Here is a 17,465-nt window from a genome sequence, read left to right as displayed (position 1 = left end):
CGAAAAATTGATATTATTTTGTTTATCTATAAGTAATAACTTATGAATAAGTGCAGGACTAAGCTATATGCCCTAAGTATCCAGAAATTGGCCAGCCGCCTGACGTTTCGACAGCTCCAGGTATTCAAAGCTGTGAATGATTTGAAAAGCTACAGTAAGGCAGGAGAGTTGCTTGGCCTTACGCAGCCCGCCGTTAGCAGCCAGGTACGCCACCTGGAACAAGCGCTGGGCATGCCCATGTTTGAGTATGTGGGGCGTAAGCTCTACTGCACGGCAGCCGGTGAGGAGATGGCAACGTGTGTGCATTCGGTTTTTCGTGAGCTGGAGCGAGTGCAAAATAGCCTGGCGGCGCTGGAAGGGCAGGTAGCGGGGGAGCTAAGGTTGGCAGCGGTGAATACTGCGCAGTACGTAGTGCCTTATATGCTGAGTGCGTTTTTGCAGCTGAATCCGCAGGTGACTGTGTCTGTGGCAGTTGTAAACCGGGCAACGGCCCTGCAGCGGCTGAACGACAATTCCGATGATCTGGTTATTATGGGTATGGTGCCCGCTGAGCGACCGTTGGCTTCGCTGCCGTTTCTGGATAACGAACTGGTGCCGGTGGTGCCCAGTGGCCACCCGCTGCTACAGCAGCACAGTGTGACAGCCCAGGAGTTCCTGGACAGTGGATTGCTCGTGCGGGAAAGTGGGTCAGGTAGCCGTCTGGCGCTGGAGTTACATTGTCAGGATCGGCGATTACGGGCAAAGCCAAGTATAGAGTTAGGCTCTAACGATGCGGTAAAACATGCGGTTCTGGCAGGATTGGGAGTAGCCGTTCTGCCAAGGTTGGGTGTGTTGTCGGAGATCGCCTTGGGCAGTTTGCACGTTTTGGATATTAAAGGTTTCCCGCTGAGGCGTAGCTGGTGTGTCGTCTACCCGCAGGCTCGGCATCCTACGCCGGCCATGCGGGCATTTATTGACTACGTGCAGCAGAATATCCGCCAGTTTGAGCAGATGTTTCTCAGTCGCTGAGCTTTTTCAGCAGGATTTCAGTGAACAGCTTCGGATTGCCTTGCCCTTTGGAAGCCTTCATCAAAGGTCCCATAAAGCCACCCAGCATCTTCTTCTGTTTTTTGGGGTCGATTTCCTGCTGGTACTGGGCGACTTGGTCTGGCATACCAGCCAAAACCTCATCCACCATCTGTTCCAGTGCACCGGTATCCGATACCTGCTTCAGCCCTTGGGCTTCAATGATGGCATCAGCATTGTCTCCATCCCTATTCCAAAGTGCTTCGAACACCTTCTTGGCCCCGGATGAAGACACAGTATTGTCTGCAATCCGTGCAACCAGTTGGCCCAGCTGAGTGCCCGTGATGGGTGCTTGCGTGACGGTTTTGTCTTCGGCGTTCAAGCGCGCGGAGAACTCACCCAATACCCAGTTGGCAGCCAGTTTTGCGTCTTTGCCGTGGCTGGCGGTTTCTTCGAAGAATGCGGCCATGCGTGCATCGTCGCTGAGCAAACGGGCGTCGTAATCGTTGAGGCCGTACTGCGCCTTGAATCGTCCTTTGCGCTCGTCTGGCAGCTCCGGGAGTAGGTCGCGAGCGCTTTCAATAAAGGCCTCGTCGATCACTACCGGTAGCAAATCCGGGCAGGGGAAGTAGCGGTAATCGTTGGCTTCTTCCTTGCTGCGCATGGAGCGGGATTCGTCTCGCTCGCCGTTGTAGAGGCGGGTCTCCTGAACGATGCGACCGCCGTCTTCCAGAATGTCCATCTGCCGCTCTACTTCGTGGGCAATGGCCTGTTCCATAAAGCGGAAAGAGTTCAGGTTTTTGGTTTCGGTACGGGTGCCAAGTTCTTCCGAGCCTTTTGGCTTGAGCGAGATGTTCACGTCAAAGCGCAGGGAGCCCTGGCTCATATCGCCGTCGCAGATGCCCAGCGAAGACACCAGGCTGTGCAGCTTTTTGGCAAAGGCGACGGCTTCTTCCGCGCTGTTCATATCGGGCTCGGTGACGATTTCGATGAGCGGTGTGCCGGCGCGATTCAGGTCGATGCCTGTCATACCATCAAAATCTTCGTGTAGCGATTTGCCGGCATCCTCTTCCAGGTGGGCGTGGTGAATGCGCACACGCTTGCTACGGCCATCTGCCAGATCAACGTCCACGAAGCCCGGGCCAACAATGGGGTGGTCCAGCTGTGTAGTTTGATAGCCCTTGGGCAAGTCCGGATAAAAATAGTTTTTACGGTCGAACACCGAGCGCCGACCGATTTCGGCGTTTACCGCCAGGCCGAACATCACGGCGTAACGGAACGCCTGTTCGTTGGGCACAGGCAAGGTGCCAGGCATGGCCAGGTCAACGGCGCTGGCCTGGGTGTTGGGCTCGGCGCCAAAGGCTGTGCTGGAGCCGGAAAAAATCTTGGTTTGGGTGGCAAGCTGAGCATGAATTTCCAGCCCGATCACAATATCCCACTGCATAACTGTTCTCCTGATTCGGGCTTACTGGGGAAGTTTTTGGTGCCAGTCGGTAACTTGCTGGAGCTGATGGGCTGCGTTCAGCAAACGAGCTTCTTCAAAATAGTTCCCGATAATCTGCAGCCCCACCGGCAGGCCGTCAACAAAACCTGCCGGTACCGACATGGCTGGCACGCCTGCAAGGTTTACAGCGATGGTGAAAACATCTTCTAGGTACATGGTCACCGGATCGCTGGTTTTCTCACCTTGCACAAACGCAGGCGAGGGCGTCACCGGGCTCATCAATACATCCACTTCCTTGAACGCATTAATGAAGTCCTGCTGGATCAGGCGGCGAACCTTTTGGGCCTTCAGGTAATAGGCATCAAAGTAGCCGGCTGAAAGCGCGTATGTTCCAACCAGAATTCGGCGCTTAACTTCGCTTCCGAAGCCTTCGGCACGGGTGCGGGTATAAAGGTCGTTGAGATCCTGTGGATTTTCGCAGCGATAGCCGTAACGCACGCCGTCAAAGCGTGACAGGTTGGCGGAGGCCTCTGCAGGCGCAATCACATAATAGGCGGCGATGGCCAACTTGGCGTGGGGTAGTGACACTTCTTTTACGGAGGCGCCCAGCTTTTCGTATTCCTTCACCGCATTGCGAATCTGCTGCTCCATGGCGGGGCTGAGCTGATCGGAGAAATACTCTTTCGGAAGACCGATGCGCAGGCCGTTCAGGGGCTCGTTCAGGGTGGCGGTGTAGTCCGGCACGGCGCGCTCAACGCACGTGGAGTCCTTCGGGTCGAACCCGGCCATCACGTTCAGCATCAGGGCATTGTCTTCTGCCGTGCGGGCCATGGTGCCGCCTTGGTCAAGGCTGGAGGCAAACGCAATCATGCCGTAGCGGGATACCCGGCCGTAAGTGGGCTTCAGGCCAGTGATGCCGCATAGAGCAGCGGGCTGGCGGATGGAGCCGCCGGTATCCGTAGCCGTGGCTGCAGGCACAAGACGAGCGGCTATGGCCGCAGCGGAGCCGCCGGAAGAACCACCTGGCACGCGTTTGTCGCCGTTGCTCAGGCCCCAGGGATTATTCACAGGGCCAAAGAAGCTGGATTCGTTGGAGGAGCCCATGGCGAACTCATCCATATTGGTTTTGCCAAGGCACACTGCGCCCGCTGCGCGGAAGTTGGCGGTAACCGTGGCATCATAAGGAGGTACAAAGTTGGCCAGCATTTTTGAGCCGGCGGTGGTGGTTACGCCGTTGGTGCAGAAGATGTCTTTGTGTGCAAAGGGCACACCTGTCCATACGCCAGCCTTGCCCTCTGCCCGCTGCTCGTCAGCGGTTTTGGCATCGGCCATGGCCTGATCTTCGGTGATGGTAATAAAGCTGTTGTACCGGCGGTCTTCGGCTCTGATGCGATCGAGGAACTCACGGGTCAGTTCCACGCTTGAAATCTTGCCGCTTTCCAGTTCGCGGGAAAGCTCTGCTACGGATTTTTTATGCATGTTCAATCCTGATAGTGGGCTGATGGTGGGCTTCGTCAGATCACTCAATAACCCGGGGTACGAGATAAAGGCCGTCTTCGGTAGCTGGCGCGATGGCCTGGAAGGCTTCCCGTTGATTGGTCTCGGTCACTTCGTCTGCGCGCAAACGCTGCACGGCATCCAGCGGGTGAGCCAGCGGCTCTACGTTGTCGGTATCGGCGGCGCTGAGCTGGTCAACCAGGCTGAGGATGTTGCCCAGATCGTTCTCCAGTGCTGGTATCTGCTCTTCGTCGAGACGAATTCGGGCCAGCACGGCGACTTTTTCAATGTCTTCGCGGGAAATGGTCACGTTGACTCCAAAGTATAAAACAGAGTTTTAAAGAAGGTGGTTATGGTAACAGATTCGCGGCTGTGCGGGAGAGGCGCTGCGATGCCGCAAATTTACTCAATTGGCCGGGTATCATCCAATAGGTCTTCGGCTGTGGCGTCGTTCCGTTCTTCCCGCACTTGCCGGGAAATATGGGTGTCCGGGCGCACGTTCAGCACATCGCCTGGCGGCGCCTCAGATGCGGATTTAGCTGCGCCTGTGCTCCCCTTTTCGGGCCGTTCAGGTGCATCCGTGGCACCCAGGATGGCGGGAGATTGGTCGAAACGCAGCCGGTAGATGGGTTCGGGTAAGGTGAAGCCTGAGTCTCCAGCGCGTTTTTGGCAGTACGAATAGAGAGGCTGCGGGCCTTGCCATAATCAGATTCACGTTGGTCAATCCAGGCCATGAATTTAATAAGAATGCTGGAGTCGCCCACGGATTCGATAATTCCGTTGGGCTCCGGGTCGCCTAGCACCCACTCCAGCTGCTGCAGAGCAGCCAGGCCGGTCTGTATAGCCAAAGCTGGGTCATCTTCGGCGTCTACTCCCAACACAAAATCAAAGCGGCGCTGAGGGTTGCGGGTGTAGTTCAGGATAACGGCTTTGAAAACGGTCGCGTTGGGGATGCGTAAATGGTTGCCTTCCAAGGTCATCAATACCGTTGAGCGTGATGTCAGTCTAACGACAACACCTTCGTAGTCGTTGATGGTCACGTGCTCCTGGGCCCTGAATGGCTGCCGAATACTCAGCATGATGCTGGAAATGTAGTTCTCCATGGAGTCTTTGACTGCAAAGCTGATAGCCAGTCCCAGCACGCCCGCACCTCCAAGCAGAGTGCCCATCAGTGCCGTGGCTCCGAGAATGTTCAGAGCAAGTAGCAAACCCAGAAGTATGGTTGCCAGCCGGACTGCGTGGCCGGCCAGTTCTGCTAGAAAGGGGTTCTTGGTTAGCCGTGACCAGAGTGGGGTGTATGCGGCCAGCCGGTGTCCGGCGAAAGCCACAATAACGAAAATGCTCAGCGCCACCAGCAATAATGGCAGCGCCCTTATCCAGCCGTGCAGAGAGTCCTGTAACGAATCCCACAGGGGGTTGAGGTTATCTTGTAAATCCAGAGTGCGCACAACCCTGTCGTCAACTGCGATGGCGCCCTCTATCCGGCTGGCCAGTTTCAGTGCCCGCTGGGCCTGGGCTTCGTTGGCAATCTGCCCCGATATGGCCACTACGCCGCTGTTAACGCCGACCTGCAGTGATTTAAATTGAGGAATCTGCTCAAAAATGCTGGCAATACGTTGAGTGATCAGCGCGTCATTGCCAGCACCTGGCGCCAGAGCGATTGGGCCAGCTCGCTCGGTTTCGCCTTGTTGAGCCAGGGCGAGCGAGGGTAGGCCTACCGCGATAACAAACGCCAGTGCCTGCGCAATGGTAATCTTTGGTATCCTCAACAGCGGCCTCGGTTGTGGCAGTTAATCAGAATGGTTTGGATGGCTTTTCAGGCCGACTTTAGTGTGTAGCAAAGATCAACTCAATGCCCGCGTCAACCAGCAAATTGCCCTGTAGCGGTTTCTGGCCCTAATAAGCGTATGAACGATTGTTCATGCAAAGAGCAATATCATTTGCCTTTGCAGCAGGCTGCGCCTTGCCTGAGCGGGGGGCACTGCTAAAGTTGCCGCATCTTTCCGCAACCGCAACTCTCAGGTTGAAACTACACGAATGTTGATTAAAAGACTCCGAGGTTTATTTTCCAGCGACCTGTCCATCGATCTGGGCACCGCCAACACCCTTATTTTCGTGCGTGACCGCGGGATTGTGCTGAATGAGCCGTCCGTTGTAGCCATTCGTACTACTAACTCCACGAAAACGGTCGCTGCCGTCGGCGCCGAGGCGAAGCGCATGCTAGGTCGCACTCCTGGCAACATCACCGCCATTCGCCCCATGAAAGACGGCGTAATAGCCGACTTTGTGGTGACTGAAAAAATGCTCCAGCACTTTATTCACAAAGTGCACGAGAACAGCTTTATCACTCCAAGCCCACGGGTTCTGGTGTGTGTGCCCAGCAAATCCACCCAGGTGGAGCGTAAAGCTATTCGTGAATCGGCTCTGGGAGCCGGCGCCCGCGAAGTGTTCCTGATTGAAGAGCCCATGGCCGCCGCCATCGGTGCCGGCCTGCCGGTAGAAGAAGCCAGTGGCTCAATGATTGTGGATGTCGGTGGTGGTACCTCCGAAATCGCTATTATTTCCCTTAACGGCATCGTATACGCAGATTCAGTGCGGGTGGGCGGTGACAAGTTTGACGAAGCCATTGTTACTTATGTGCGCCGTAACTACGGCAGCCTTATTGGTGAATCTACCGCCGAGCGCATCAAGCACGAAATCGGCTGCGCCTACGAAGGCTTGGAGATTCTCGAAATTGATGTGCGTGGCCGCAACCTGGCCGAAGGTGTGCCACGAGCCTTCACACTTAACAGTGAAGAAATTCTGGACGCCCTTCAGGAATCGCTGGCACAGATTGTACAGACGGTTAAAAGCGCTCTGGAGCAGTCTCCACCAGAACTGGCCTCGGATATTGCCGAGCGCGGCATAGTGTTGACCGGTGGTGGTGCGCTGCTGCGCGGGTTGGATAAGCTGATCAGTGAAGAAACCGGGCTGCCGGTTATCATTGCAGAAGACCCGCTAACCTGTGTTGCCCGTGGTGGTGGCAAGGCGCTGGAAGTTATTGACCGGGGCGGCATCGGAATGTTCTCTCCGGAGGGATAATCCTTTGGGGAGGGATCGCCATTAAAACCATTTTTGTCCAGGGGCCGGTACCAGGCCTCAGGCTACTGCTCGTTATTATCGTATCGGCGGCGTTGATCGTTGCCGATCAGCAGTTCGATCGTGTTACCCCTGTTCGATCCACTTTGGCAACCGGCCTCACACCGGTGTATTGGCTTGGCAACGCCCCCAATCAGTTCAGTGGCTGGGTTGCCGGCTTGTTCACCACCCGCGAAGATGTGAAGCAGGAAAACGAAGGCCTGAAGGCCCGGCTGCTCATTCTCGAGCGCAGGGCCCTCAAGTACGCCGCGCTGGCGTCCGAAAACAACGAACTTCGTCGCCTGATGAACTCTTCGGAACTCCTGGACGACCGGGTTATTGTCAGCGAAGTGGTGGGGGTGTCGCCAGACCCGTATTCCCACGAAGTTATTATCAATAAAGGCCGCAGTGACGGTTTGCAGGTAGGTCAGGCCGTATTGGATGCCCACGGCCTGATGGGGCAGGTGGTGCAAACTAGCCAAATCACCTCCCGCGTACTTCTTGTCTCAGACAGCAGCCATGCCGTACCGGTTGAGGTTGTGCGTAATGGGCTACGGGCCATTCTGCTTGGCACCGGCGATTCCGGCACACTTGATTTGGTGCACGTGCCAGACACCGCGGATATTCGTGAGGGGGATTTGCTGGTCAGCTCCGGCCTTGGAGGGCGTTTCCCGCGGGGTTACCCGGTTGCTGAGGTAAGCCTGATCAATAAAGAGCCAGGGGAGCCCTTTGTGTCTATTCAGGCTCGCCCGAAAGCACAGCTCAACCAAAGCCGTTTGGTTTTGGTTGTATTCTCTCCAAAGGGCGAATCGCCAGCGGAGCCAGAAGCCGGTGATAACCTTCCGGCCACCGAATCGGCGCAGGAGGGCCAGGGCTGATGTTGTCTGTAATCAGTTATCCGGTATTTGTGCTGTCGGTGATCGCGTCACTGGTGTTGAGCATTTCCTTGTTTCCCGTGGGCTGGTTCGAGTTCCGGCCTGAGTGGCTTGGTTTAATCGTGTTTTATTGGACATTCCGGGCCCCGGCGCAATTCGGCATTCTGTTTGCCTGGTGTCTCGGCCTGTTGCTCGATGTGCTGGAAGCAACGCCGTTGGGCGTTAACGCCCTGGCGATGGGGCTGATTGCCTTTTTGGTTCTTACTATCCATCAGCGGCTGCGCATGTATCCCTTATCGCAACAGTGCCTGATGGTCTTTCTTGTTCTTGGCATTAACCAGATGCTGGTGCACTTTCTCAAGCAGATGCTTGGTGGCGAGGATGCTGGGTTCAGCTATCTGTGGCCGGCACTGACCAGCGCCGTGGTATGGCCCATGTTTTCCATACTGATGGACAACATCAATCGAAAGTTGGGTTAACCATGGCTTCAGTTATTCTCGCTTCTGCGTCGCCACGCCGTTCAGAACTGCTTGAGCAGATTGGTGTCCGCTTTTCTGTGCAGCCCGCCCATATTGACGAAACCCCGCGAACCGCAGAGATGCCCGGTGATTACGTCGAGCGGCTGGCCCGGGAGAAAGCCCTCGCTGTTGCGATCAGCTTTCCCGGCAAACTGGTTCTCGGCTCTGATACCTCTGTGGTTCTGAATGCAGCAATTCTTGGTAAGCCATCCAACGAGCGCGAAGCTAAAGCTATGCTCGCCAAGCTGTCTGGCACAACTCACCAGGTTATGACGGCCATCGCACTGGCACAGGGAGGGCACTGCGAGACTTGTTTGGTGACGACGCAAGTAACGTTCCGTTGTCTGTCTGACGACGAGATCGCCGCCTATGTGGCCACAGGAGAGCCAATGGACAAGGCTGGAAGTTATGGCATTCAGGGACTTGGTGGTATTTTTGTGAAGGAACTCAAAGGGAGCTACAGTGCGGTTGTTGGCCTGCCATTACAGGAAACTGCCGCCTTGCTGGCCAGTGCTGGCTGCCCCGTTTGGAAACACTGGCCGAGTAGTAGGGAGAGCCAATCATGAGCGAAGAAATCCTGATCAACGTAACACCGGTTGAAACCCGGGTTGCGCTGGTTGAGAACGGTATGCTGCAGGAAGCCTACATTGAGCGTGCCAGTCGTAAAGGCATTGTTGGTAATATCTACAAAGGTAAGGTTGTGCGGGTGCTCCCCGGCATGGAAGCTGCGTTTGTCGACATTGGTCTGGAGAAGGCCGCATTCATACACGCCTCCGATGTAGTGTCTAGCCAGTCCAGTGCGTCAGAGCCTGGGGCCTCCCCCAAAACCGTACCGGATATTCGCACCTTGTTGCGTGAAGGGCAGTCATTGGTGGTGCAGGTCACCAAAGACCCTATTGGTACAAAAGGTGCCCGGCTCACGACCCAGCTTTCCATACCCTCTCGCTATTTGGTTTTCATGCCCGAGGTTAGCCATGTGGGTATTTCCCAGAGAATCGAGGACGAAGCCGAACGCAACCGATTGAAAACCCTCGTGGAAGAAGGCGCTGCAACCCATCCGGACGTGAAGGGCGGGTATATTATCCGCACAGCGGCTGAGGCGGCGACGGCGGAAGAGCTGATGGCAGACATGAATTACCTGCACCACCTCAGCCAGTCTATCCACGAGCGGATTGAAAAGGTGCAGGCGCCTGCCGCTGTTTACAAGGATTTACCGCTGTTTATCCGCACCATTCGTGATCTTATTCGGCCGCAAACCGAAAAAGTACGTATCGACAGCCGAGAGAGTCATCAGCGGGTCATGGAATTTGTTGAAGAGTTTGTGACCGAATTTGCCGATAAGGTGGAGTACTACCCAGGTGAGCGGCCGATTTTCGATCTCTACTCGGTAGAGGATGAGATCCAGAAGGCGCTCAGCCGCAAGGTGCAGCTCAAGTCTGGAGGCTACGTGATCATTGACCAGACCGAAGCCATGACCACCATTGATATCAACACCGGCGCGTTTGTGGGTCATCGCAACCTGGAAGAGACGATTTTCAAGACCAATCTGGAAGCGGCTCGGGCGATCAGCCGCCAACTGCGCTTGCGCAATCTGGGTGGCATAATCATCATCGACTTCATCGATATGGAAGACGCCGAGCATCAGCGCCAGGTTCACCGAATGCTGGAAAAAATGCTCGAGCGGGATCACGCAAAAACCAAAATTACCGGTGTGTCTGAGCTGGGTCTTGTAGAGATGACCCGAAAGCGAACCACTGAAAGCCTTGGTCAGGTTTTGTGTGAACCTTGCCCAATTTGCGATGGCCGTGGCTTCCTTAAAACCAGTGAAACCGTGTGCTTCGAAATTTTCCGGGAAATTATGCGGATTAACCGGGCTTACGATGCAGAAAACTATCTGGTGATGGCGTCTCAAAGCGTGGTGGATCGTCTTCTTGATGAGGAGTCCGACAACGTGGCAGACCTTGAAACCTTTATTGCCAAGGCTGTCCGCTTTCAGGTAGAGCCGTTTTACAGTCAGGAGCAGTATGATGTCGTTTTGCTCTGACGCCCCCAATGTCTTCCTCTAAACGCCAGCCTTTACGTTTGATGGCGCTGTTTACCGGCGCTGTGTGGTGGTCGCTGCTTATCGTGTTGGTGCTGTTTGCCCTTTATGTGGGCATTGGCCGGCAGCTTACCCAGAATATAGATAGCTTTCGGGACGATCTTTCCAGGGATCTTTCTGCTCGCTTGGGGCACGAAGTACGCATTGGCAACCTCTCCTCCCGCTGGTTCTGGCTGGACCCCTCATTTACCGCTCAAGATATTGATGTTACCAACCCGGATTCCGGGGTGCAGGTAGTGAGCCTGCAGCATCTGACCATTCGTTTCGACGTGCTGGCGTCGCTGATGCGGTTCAGGATCGTCTTTGAGGATTTCGAGGCCGACGGGCTTGAATTAACGCTTAACCAAAATGACAGTGGCGAAGTGGGCGTTCGGGGTGCCGACTTTCCTGAGCCGCTCAATAACCGCTTCCGATATTGCTCGAAATCGCCGGGAAATGGCTGTCGGACCCCTACATAAAAGTGACCCGCGTGAGCCTGGGTATTCGTGATAATCAAGGCCAGCTGCGCCACCTGGATATCCCCCAGCTTGATCTGGTATATCAAAAGGGCCTGTTTCGGGCGTCCGGGCGGGCCATGCGATCCGCAACAACCCAGCAACTTGCCAGTTTTACACTGGTGGGTAAGCACTTTTTTCGCGGTGACTTTAGCGGCCAATTATACCTCGATGTGGATTCGGGCCGATTGTTTGATGGCCTGTTTGATGAATATCAATGGCGAGACATCCGGGTAGAAGGGTTTGATTTGGGCGGCGAGGCCTGGTTGACCTTCCGTGAAGGTGTCCTGCAGCAAGTAAGCGGAACCGTGAGAACGCCATACTTGCAGCTGGGGGTTGCCGGTGAGTCCTTGGCCCCACTGGAAGATATCAGTGCGCAGTTTGGTTGGCGCAGACACAGTGCCGTGATGGAGGCGCCGGAAGAAACCGGTGACGGGGCTGAAACCATCGGAGAATGGCATTTGAAACAGCTGGCCTGGGCCTGGAACGGTGATGAAGTACCACCATTCAGCCTGAAGCTAGTCCCAAAACCGGAAGGCTTTACCATTACCGCCGAAGCTATGCCGCTGCGCCCGCTACGTAATCTGGTCGGTGCGCTCCCGCTTTTGCCCCCGGTCGCCAGTGACGCCCTGAAAGACTATCGCCCGGTGGGCTTTCTTGACGGTGTGAAAATCAGTGTTCCGGGGCGTGGTGAAAACAGTTTTGAGTTCTCTGCCCGGCTTCGGAACGTTGGGGCTGCAGCCTATGATGGGGCGCCAGCGGTCAGTGGTGTGCAGGGCATTGTTTATGTTGATGAGACTGCTGGGTATGTGCGAGCCCGCTCCGGTGTGCGACCGGTTATTTTGGAGTTTCCGGAACTGTTCAGCAGCGAATGGTCCTTGCCCGAGATGGCTGCGACCGTCGCCTGGCAATTGGATGGCCCCATTACCCGAGTGTATGCAGATGACATACGCATTGGATATGGCGAAAAAACCCTCTTGGCCGGCGCTTTCGATCTGAAGCTGGATGAACAGGGAGAGAGCAATTTAGGCCTGCGTATTGGCGTTGAGGACGCCACGGCGTCCATGTTGGCAGAATTTGTTCCGCAGAAAGTCGTGGATGCCGAACTTTATGAGTGGCTGACCACCGCTATCACCAAGGCGAATATTACATCAGGTGTTTACTATGGCCATGGCCAGATTAGCGCAGACTCGCCTGCAGGGTCATTTGTGTCGTCCATGTGGTACGAGTTTGATAACGCCACCGTGCGCTATGACGATCAGTGGCCTGAAGTAACCGGCGCTCGCGGACGAGTTGACATACAAAATGGCGACACGCTGGTGTCGCTGGAAGCCGGAACCACCGGCGGCCTGTCCCTGAATCCTGGTACCGTAGCCGTGGTTCCCAAACAGGACGGTGCACTCGTGCGCGTGGATGTGTCGGCACCAGTGCCTGGGGACGCTGTGGCCTATTGGGTGGAGAACAGCCCGTTTGGCGACATGGTCGGAGCAGAAGCCCAAAACCTCAATTACGCCGGCGATTACGAACTGGACCTTGCGATTGACTTGCCTCTAATCGATGGCGCCACGCCCGTGGTTGAGGCGAACATTTACACCCGTAATGGTTCAGTTAACTATCCTGAGGCAGACCTGCGTTGGGACAGCATTTCCGGTGCGCTGAATTATCACTCTGTTAAGGGCTTCTCCGGGGAGCCCCTGCAAGCAAGCTTTTTGGGCGAGCCGGTCAGCGTAGCGTTCAGCCAGACGAATTCGGATCAGCCAGGAGCGGGCGATGGGCTCAGAATTCAGCAAACCGGCGCGTTAGCTGTGCCCGGTGTGTTTCGCCAGGTAGGCATTGTGAAGCCCGAAGGGCTGATGGAACCCCCAAAAAGAGCCAGTATGGCTTGAGCGGCACGACTGAATATACGGCGCAGCTGGATGTGGCGCCAGGCAGCGATTCAAGGCTAACGGTCCGTTCCAGCCTTGAAGGGTTGGCCATCGATTGGCCTGCTCCGTTTTCCAAAGATGCGGACGAAGCCGCACCGCTGGTGGCGGAAATAGACATCGAAGCCGAGGACGGCTTGGGTATTTCTGGTACCTGGGAGAATCGCGCGACCTTTGACTTGCTGTGGAAAAACTCCGGGCTTGAGCTGACCTTTGAGGAGCTCTATCTGGGGGCTCAAACTCTGACGAACATAAACCTTGAAGCCCTTGATCTTGGTGACCGCTGGGTTCTTACTACTCGCTCAGAGCGGGCGGTTGGCCGGCTGGAAATACCTAATGACCTGAGCCTAGTTACTGCAGATTTTCAAGTGCTTCGCTTGGTTCGAAATGAGGAGGCCGCGAAAGAGGCTCCAGAACTGTTAACACTGAAGCAGCAACTTGAAGCCTTTCGGGCCTTGGATATGGCGAACTGGCCAGATGTGGACATTGCCATATCGGAGCTGCAACTAAACGGTGAGAGTTTGGGTCGTTGGTCTTTTTATTTGCGGCCTGAGGCCGAGAAGCTGAAAATTACCGAAATTGAAGGCCGCCTCAAGTCCCTCACGTTGCAGGGGGATATGACCTGGAGCGTTGTCGATAACAGAGAAACCAGTCAGTTTTCCGGGTCTGTAACTGGCGACGCTTTGGCTGATTTGGGAGGGCTTTTTGGTTCAGACATTCCTTTATCCAACAAGCAAAGCAATATTGAGCTTGAGCTGGACTGGCCGGGGCGGCCTGATGAGTTTGAGCTCGCAAGCCTCAGTGGGGAGGTTAGCGCTCGTCTGGACGACGGCGTTATTCTGGAACGCAATAACAGCGCGCAAGTGTTCAGAATCTTCAATCTACTCAATGCTGACACGCTTTGGCGTAGGCTCAAGCTGGACTTTTCCGATCTGTATGAGCGTGGCGTAGCCTTTGATGCTATCTCAGGCAAGGCGCGCCTGAAAGATGGCCTGCTGACCATGGATCCGGAGCTTCAGGTGGTTGGGCCGTCTGGCGCATTCAAGCTTAGCGGCAGCACCAACCTGGCAGATGAGGTGCTCGATATGCGCCTGGTAGTGGTTCTGCCACTGACGCAGAACTTGCCACTGGCGGCATTATTAATGGGAGCCGGTGCTCCCATCGGAGGTGCGCTTTTTGTACTCGATAAAGTACTGGGTGATCCATTGAGCAAACTGACCAGCGCTACCTACAATGTGACCGGAACCTGGGACGAGCCTAGCGTGGATCTGCGACGGGTATTTGATACCGGCAACTGACCGGAATGGTTGCTGCCAGAATCAGGCTTCAACTTCATCAACACACTCGCGCAGGTAGCGGAATAGTTTGCGGGCCTGGCCGGTGTTTTTCTGTTTATCCACATCTCTGCGGGCGTTACGAACCAGGTTACGCAAGTGCTGAATGTCTGCACCAGGGCAGTAACTGAAAAACTCACCAGCAACAGAGTCGCCGTCGGCAATCATTCGGTCGCGCCAGCGCTCAGCCAGATGGTGGCGGCGAGTGTGTTCCTCGCTTCCTGAATCGAAAGCATCAATAGCCCGCAGCACCGCCTCTGGGTCGTCTTCTTGCCGGATAATCTTGCCGATATATTGCAAGTGACGACGCTTGGCTTCGTTCTGCCGAATCCTGCGGGATTCTTCAATGGCGCTTCTGAGGGTATCGCTGATGGTCAGCGTATCAAGCTGTTCGTTGCTCAATTCCAGCATACGCTTACCAATGTTCTGCAGCGCGTGCATGTCCCGCTTGAGCTGGGATTTACTCGGCCCGGAATACTCCGGGGCGTCGTCTTGAGTGTTGTCAATCATGATTACATCCAGGTTTGTCGGGTCACGCGTAAAAAATGGTCGCAAGGCCAAGAAAAGACATAAAACCGACCACATCGGTAACGGTTGTCAGTATAACGCTGCCTGCCAGGGCCGGGTCTATGTTGCGAGATTTCAGGAACAGCGGCAGTACAGTTCCCACTAGCGCTGCGGCCACCAGGTTAATAACCAGCGCCGCCGCGATAACCACCCCTATCATTATATCCTGAAACCAGGCGGTGGCCGCGGCAGCCACCACCGCGGCCCAGAGCAAGCCGTTGAGAATACCGGAAAGAAACTCCCGGTTCAGCAACCAGCCCACATTGGCTCCGCTTATCTGCCCAACCGCCATGCCTCTGATAACCAGTGTGAGGGTCTGGCTGCCGGCAATTCCGCCCATGCTGGCTACAATGGGCATGAGCACCGCCAGGGCAACCACTTTTTCGATGGTGTCTTCAAACAGGCCAATGACGCCAGAGGCAATGAAGGCGGTGAGCAGGTTAACGCCCAGCCAAATCGCCCGGCGCCGGGTCGTTTTCCACACGGGTGCAAAGGTATCTTCGTCATCATCCAGGCCCGCCATACTCATCAGCGAGTGGTCCGCGTCTTCCCGGATAACATCCACCACGTCATCGATGGTGATCCGCCCCAGAAGACGGCCTTCTTCGTTCACAACCGGCGCAGAAATAAGATCGTAGCGCTCAAACAGGGTGGCAACCTTGGTATCTGACAGGGTGACGGGGATGGGTTCAATGTCTGTATCCATCACCTCCCGAACGGTTGCAGCCTGATTCGACACGAGCATCTTGGTGATAGGCAACATGCCGATAAACTCATCCCGCCGGTTCACGACAATCAGGCTGTCTGTCATGGGTGGCAGCACCCGGTGCCGGCGTAGATAACGCAACACCACATCGATGCTTATGTCAGGGCGCACGGTGATGGTGTCGGTGTTCATCAAGCCGCCGGCGGTGTCTTCCGGGTACGAAAGCACCTCTTCAACCCGCTGCCGATCCTGCTCGTCCATGGTGTCCAGAACTTCCTGGATCACCGTATCGGGTAACTGCTGGAGAAGGTCGGCCAGGTCGTCCGACTCGAAATCCTCAATAATGTCCGCCAGTTCCTGGGCGTTCAACCGGCTCAGGTATTCGGCGCGAATGTCCTCGTTAAGGTATTGGAGAACATCACCTTCCAGCTGCTTATCAACCAGGTTCCAGAGCAGGGCGCGCTGGCGTGGCGGCGAAGATTCTAGCAGGTGGGCAATATCACTGGGGCTCAGGCCGCCGTTGAGAATACGGGCAACTTGTTTCAGCGCGCCGCTGTCCAGCGCTTCGCTCAGTGAGCGTAAACGTTGGCGGGCTTGGCTTTTTTCCAGAATATCAGACATGAATCACCTGCAGTCAGAAAACGCCAGTATTATAACGGAGTTAGCCAGCGCACGTGAGAAAGAGTTGCAGGGATGGGCTATGAAAAATGGCCAGTTATTCGCCTTCGCCAAAATAGTCGTTGATCAGGGCGGCGAGGGCGTCGATAGCGTGCTGCTCGTCTGGGCCATCGGCTACCAACTCCACCTCGGTGCCTTTGCTGGCTGCGAGCATCATGACCTGCATGATGTTTTTAGCGTCTACTTCACGGCCCTTGCCGCAGACTTTTACAGCACTGTCGAACCGTGATGCAGTGGCAACCAGCTTTGCTGTGGCCCGGGCGTGCAGGCCAAGTTTATTTATAATAATAATGGGGTGGCGTATCACAGCAACTCAGACCTCTTTCCGGGCCTGCAGATGCGGCAGCTCAGTATGACGTACTTGCACGTTGCTGCTGAGTTCCCGGAAATGCCGCCCCAGCTGTTCACAGACATATACCGACCGGTGCTGGCCGCCGGTGCAGCCAATGGAAATGGTCATATAACTGCGATTGCTGTCGGCAAAAGAGGGGATCCAGCTTTCCAGAAAAGCAATAAGATCGTTCACCATTTTGTGGCTTGCAGGTTCTTTCTCCAGAAACTCGGCAACCGGTTGATCCAGGCCGGTAAACTTGCGCAAGCTGGTATCCCAGTACGGGTTCGGCAGGCAGCGCACATCAAATACGTAATCGGAATCCAGTGGTACACCATGCTTGAAGCCGAAAGACTGGAACAGCAGGGCCAGTTCCTGATCTTTGCGCCCGGCCACGCGCTGCTTCACCATATCCCGCAGTTCGTACATCGACAGGCCTTTGGTGTTGATGTAGAGATCCGCAAGTTTGGAGAGCGGCTCCAGCAGCTCTTTTTCGCTGCTGATGGCCTCTCGGAGAGACGTTTTATCGTTGCTCAGGGGGTGTTTGCGGCGGGTCGCGTGAAATCTCTGCAGCAGTGACTGCTCATCGGCGTCCAGGTAGATGATCTCTACCAGAATATCCGCCTTGCGGAGTTTTCGGTAAATCTCTTCAAAATTAGCCAGTTCGGCGGACAGGTTGCGGGCATCAATACTGACCGCCATTTTGTCGAGCCGCCCTGGTGCGCTTTGGTCAGCCGCCTCCCGAGTAAGAGGGAACAAAAGCCCGATAGGCAGGTTATCAATGCAGTAGTAGCCGAGATCTTCCAGTACGTGCAGAGCGGTACTTTTGCCGGACCCGGATCGGCCACTGACGATGATCAGCTTCATGGTGAAACA

17 protein-coding genes are annotated in these 17,465 nt (G+C 55.5%); 9 read left to right on the top strand and 8 right to left on the bottom strand.

The window, feature by feature from the left end; all coding sequences use genetic code 11:
* The first annotated feature begins 42 nt into the window (after window positions 1-42).
* Window positions 43-1,008, top strand: coding sequence for a LysR family transcriptional regulator (locus BCA33_RS03135; protein WP_071263413.1), 966 nt, complete (start codon window positions 43-45; stop codon window positions 1,006-1,008).
* Here the strand turns inward: BCA33_RS03135 and gatB are convergent.
* From gatB to BCA33_RS03115, 4 genes are all read right to left on the bottom strand, one after another.
* Entirely contained in the window at window positions 998-2,449 is a 1,452-nt protein-coding gene (gene gatB / locus BCA33_RS03130; protein WP_071263412.1) for an Asp-tRNA(Asn)/Glu-tRNA(Gln) amidotransferase subunit GatB, read from the bottom strand. The genes BCA33_RS03135 and gatB overlap by 11 nt on opposite strands.
* A gap of 21 nt (window positions 2,450-2,470) precedes the next feature.
* Window positions 2,471-3,928, bottom strand: a complete 1,458-nt coding sequence (gatA, locus tag BCA33_RS03125; protein WP_071263410.1) for an Asp-tRNA(Asn)/Glu-tRNA(Gln) amidotransferase subunit GatA — start codon at window positions 3,926-3,928, stop codon at window positions 2,471-2,473.
* A gap of 40 nt (window positions 3,929-3,968) precedes the next feature.
* Window positions 3,969-4,256 (bottom strand): Asp-tRNA(Asn)/Glu-tRNA(Gln) amidotransferase subunit GatC, encoded by a 288-nt coding sequence (gene gatC / locus BCA33_RS03120; protein WP_071263408.1) that lies wholly within the window; start codon window positions 4,254-4,256, stop codon window positions 3,969-3,971.
* 190 nt (window positions 4,257-4,446) lie between these two features.
* Window positions 4,447-5,715 carry a mechanosensitive ion channel domain-containing protein gene (locus BCA33_RS03115; protein ID WP_071263406.1) on the bottom strand — a complete coding sequence of 423 codons (1,269 nt, stop codon included), beginning with the start codon at window positions 5,713-5,715 and terminating at the stop codon, window positions 4,447-4,449.
* Between the two features lie 271 nt (window positions 5,716-5,986).
* On the opposite strand from BCA33_RS03115, the gene BCA33_RS03110 reads away from it, so the two are divergent.
* The 8 genes from BCA33_RS03110 to BCA33_RS21230 are packed head-to-tail and all read left to right on the top strand — an operon-like array spanning window position 5,987 to window position 14,271.
* A complete protein-coding gene (locus BCA33_RS03110) occupies window positions 5,987-7,027 on the top strand; it encodes a rod shape-determining protein (protein ID WP_071263429.1) in 1,041 nt (346 codons plus the stop codon).
* A 29-nt stretch (window positions 7,028-7,056) separates the two neighbouring features.
* Window positions 7,057-7,941 carry a rod shape-determining protein MreC gene (gene mreC, locus BCA33_RS03105; protein WP_083394618.1) on the top strand — a complete coding sequence of 295 codons (885 nt, stop codon included), beginning with the start codon at window positions 7,057-7,059 and terminating at the stop codon, window positions 7,939-7,941.
* Window positions 7,941-8,417, top strand: coding sequence for a rod shape-determining protein MreD (gene mreD / locus BCA33_RS03100; RefSeq protein WP_071263405.1), 477 nt, complete (start codon window positions 7,941-7,943; stop codon window positions 8,415-8,417). Before mreC ends, mreD begins: the two co-directional genes overlap by 1 nt.
* 2 nt (window positions 8,418-8,419) lie before the next feature.
* Window positions 8,420-9,022: a nucleoside triphosphate pyrophosphatase gene (locus tag BCA33_RS03095; protein ID WP_071263403.1), complete on the top strand. Its 603-nt coding sequence runs from the start codon at window positions 8,420-8,422 to the stop codon at window positions 9,020-9,022.
* Window positions 9,019-10,500, top strand: coding sequence for a ribonuclease G (rng, locus tag BCA33_RS03090; RefSeq protein ID WP_071263402.1), 1,482 nt, complete (start codon window positions 9,019-9,021; stop codon window positions 10,498-10,500). Before BCA33_RS03095 ends, rng begins: the two co-directional genes overlap by 4 nt.
* Window positions 10,501-10,508: 8 nt before the next feature.
* Window positions 10,509-11,015 carry a hypothetical protein gene (locus BCA33_RS21240; RefSeq protein ID WP_254774142.1) on the top strand — a complete coding sequence of 169 codons (507 nt, stop codon included), beginning with the start codon at window positions 10,509-10,511 and terminating at the stop codon, window positions 11,013-11,015.
* A 2-nt stretch (window positions 11,016-11,017) separates the two neighbouring features.
* Window positions 11,018-12,937 carry a DUF3971 domain-containing protein gene (locus tag BCA33_RS21235; RefSeq protein WP_254774141.1) on the top strand — a complete coding sequence of 640 codons (1,920 nt, stop codon included), beginning with the start codon at window positions 11,018-11,020 and terminating at the stop codon, window positions 12,935-12,937.
* Complete coding sequence (locus BCA33_RS21230; RefSeq protein ID WP_254774140.1) at window positions 12,934-14,271, top strand: YhdP family protein; 1,338 nt, start codon at window positions 12,934-12,936, stop codon at window positions 14,269-14,271. The genes BCA33_RS21235 and BCA33_RS21230 overlap by 4 nt, the downstream gene beginning before the upstream one ends.
* A 21-nt stretch (window positions 14,272-14,292) precedes the next feature.
* On the opposite strand, the gene yjgA is transcribed toward BCA33_RS21230, so the two are convergent.
* From yjgA to rapZ, 4 genes are all read right to left on the bottom strand, one after another.
* Window positions 14,293-14,817 (bottom strand): ribosome biogenesis factor YjgA, encoded by a 525-nt coding sequence (gene yjgA / locus BCA33_RS03080; RefSeq protein WP_071263401.1) that lies wholly within the window; start codon window positions 14,815-14,817, stop codon window positions 14,293-14,295.
* Between the two features lie 22 nt (window positions 14,818-14,839).
* A complete protein-coding gene (gene mgtE, locus BCA33_RS03075) occupies window positions 14,840-16,201 on the bottom strand; it encodes a magnesium transporter (RefSeq protein WP_071263400.1) in 1,362 nt (453 codons plus the stop codon).
* Window positions 16,202-16,295: 94 nt separating this feature from the next.
* Complete coding sequence (locus BCA33_RS03070; protein ID WP_071263399.1) at window positions 16,296-16,565, bottom strand: HPr family phosphocarrier protein; 270 nt, start codon at window positions 16,563-16,565, stop codon at window positions 16,296-16,298.
* A 6-nt stretch (window positions 16,566-16,571) separates the two neighbouring features.
* A complete protein-coding gene (rapZ, locus tag BCA33_RS03065; RefSeq protein WP_071263398.1) occupies window positions 16,572-17,456 on the bottom strand; it encodes an RNase adapter RapZ in 885 nt (294 codons plus the stop codon).
* Window positions 17,457-17,465 lie beyond the last annotated feature (9 nt).

Source organism: Marinobacter sp. AC-23, assembly GCF_001858325.1.
Classification (GTDB): domain Bacteria; phylum Pseudomonadota; class Gammaproteobacteria; order Pseudomonadales; family Oleiphilaceae; genus Marinobacter.
This window is presented reverse-complemented; position numbering and strand designations above follow the sequence as displayed.

Excerpts from the sequence above, each read along its gene's own strand:
- yjgA (WP_071263401.1), bottom strand. The coding sequence starts at position 14,817 with ATGATTGACAACACTCAAGACGACGCCCCGGAGTATTCCGGGCCGAGT.
- gatA (WP_071263410.1), bottom strand. The coding sequence starts at position 3,928 with ATGCATAAAAAATCCGTAGCAGAGCTTTCCCGCGAACTGGAAAGCGGC.
- BCA33_RS03095 (WP_071263403.1), top strand. The coding sequence starts at position 8,420 with ATGGCTTCAGTTATTCTCGCTTCTGCGTCGCCACGCCGTTCAGAACTG.
- mgtE (WP_071263400.1), bottom strand. The coding sequence starts at position 16,201 with ATGTCTGATATTCTGGAAAAAAGCCAAGCCCGCCAACGTTTACGCTCA.
- rapZ (WP_071263398.1), bottom strand. The coding sequence starts at position 17,456 with ATGAAGCTGATCATCGTCAGTGGCCGATCCGGGTCCGGCAAAAGTACC.
- mreD (WP_071263405.1), top strand. The coding sequence starts at position 7,941 with ATGTTGTCTGTAATCAGTTATCCGGTATTTGTGCTGTCGGTGATCGCG.
- gatB (WP_071263412.1), bottom strand. The coding sequence starts at position 2,449 with ATGCAGTGGGATATTGTGATCGGGCTGGAAATTCATGCTCAGCTTGCC.
- BCA33_RS21240 (WP_254774142.1), top strand. The coding sequence starts at position 10,509 with ATGTCTTCCTCTAAACGCCAGCCTTTACGTTTGATGGCGCTGTTTACC.
- rng (WP_071263402.1), top strand. The coding sequence starts at position 9,019 with ATGAGCGAAGAAATCCTGATCAACGTAACACCGGTTGAAACCCGGGTT.
- BCA33_RS03135 (WP_071263413.1), top strand. The coding sequence starts at position 43 with ATGAATAAGTGCAGGACTAAGCTATATGCCCTAAGTATCCAGAAATTG.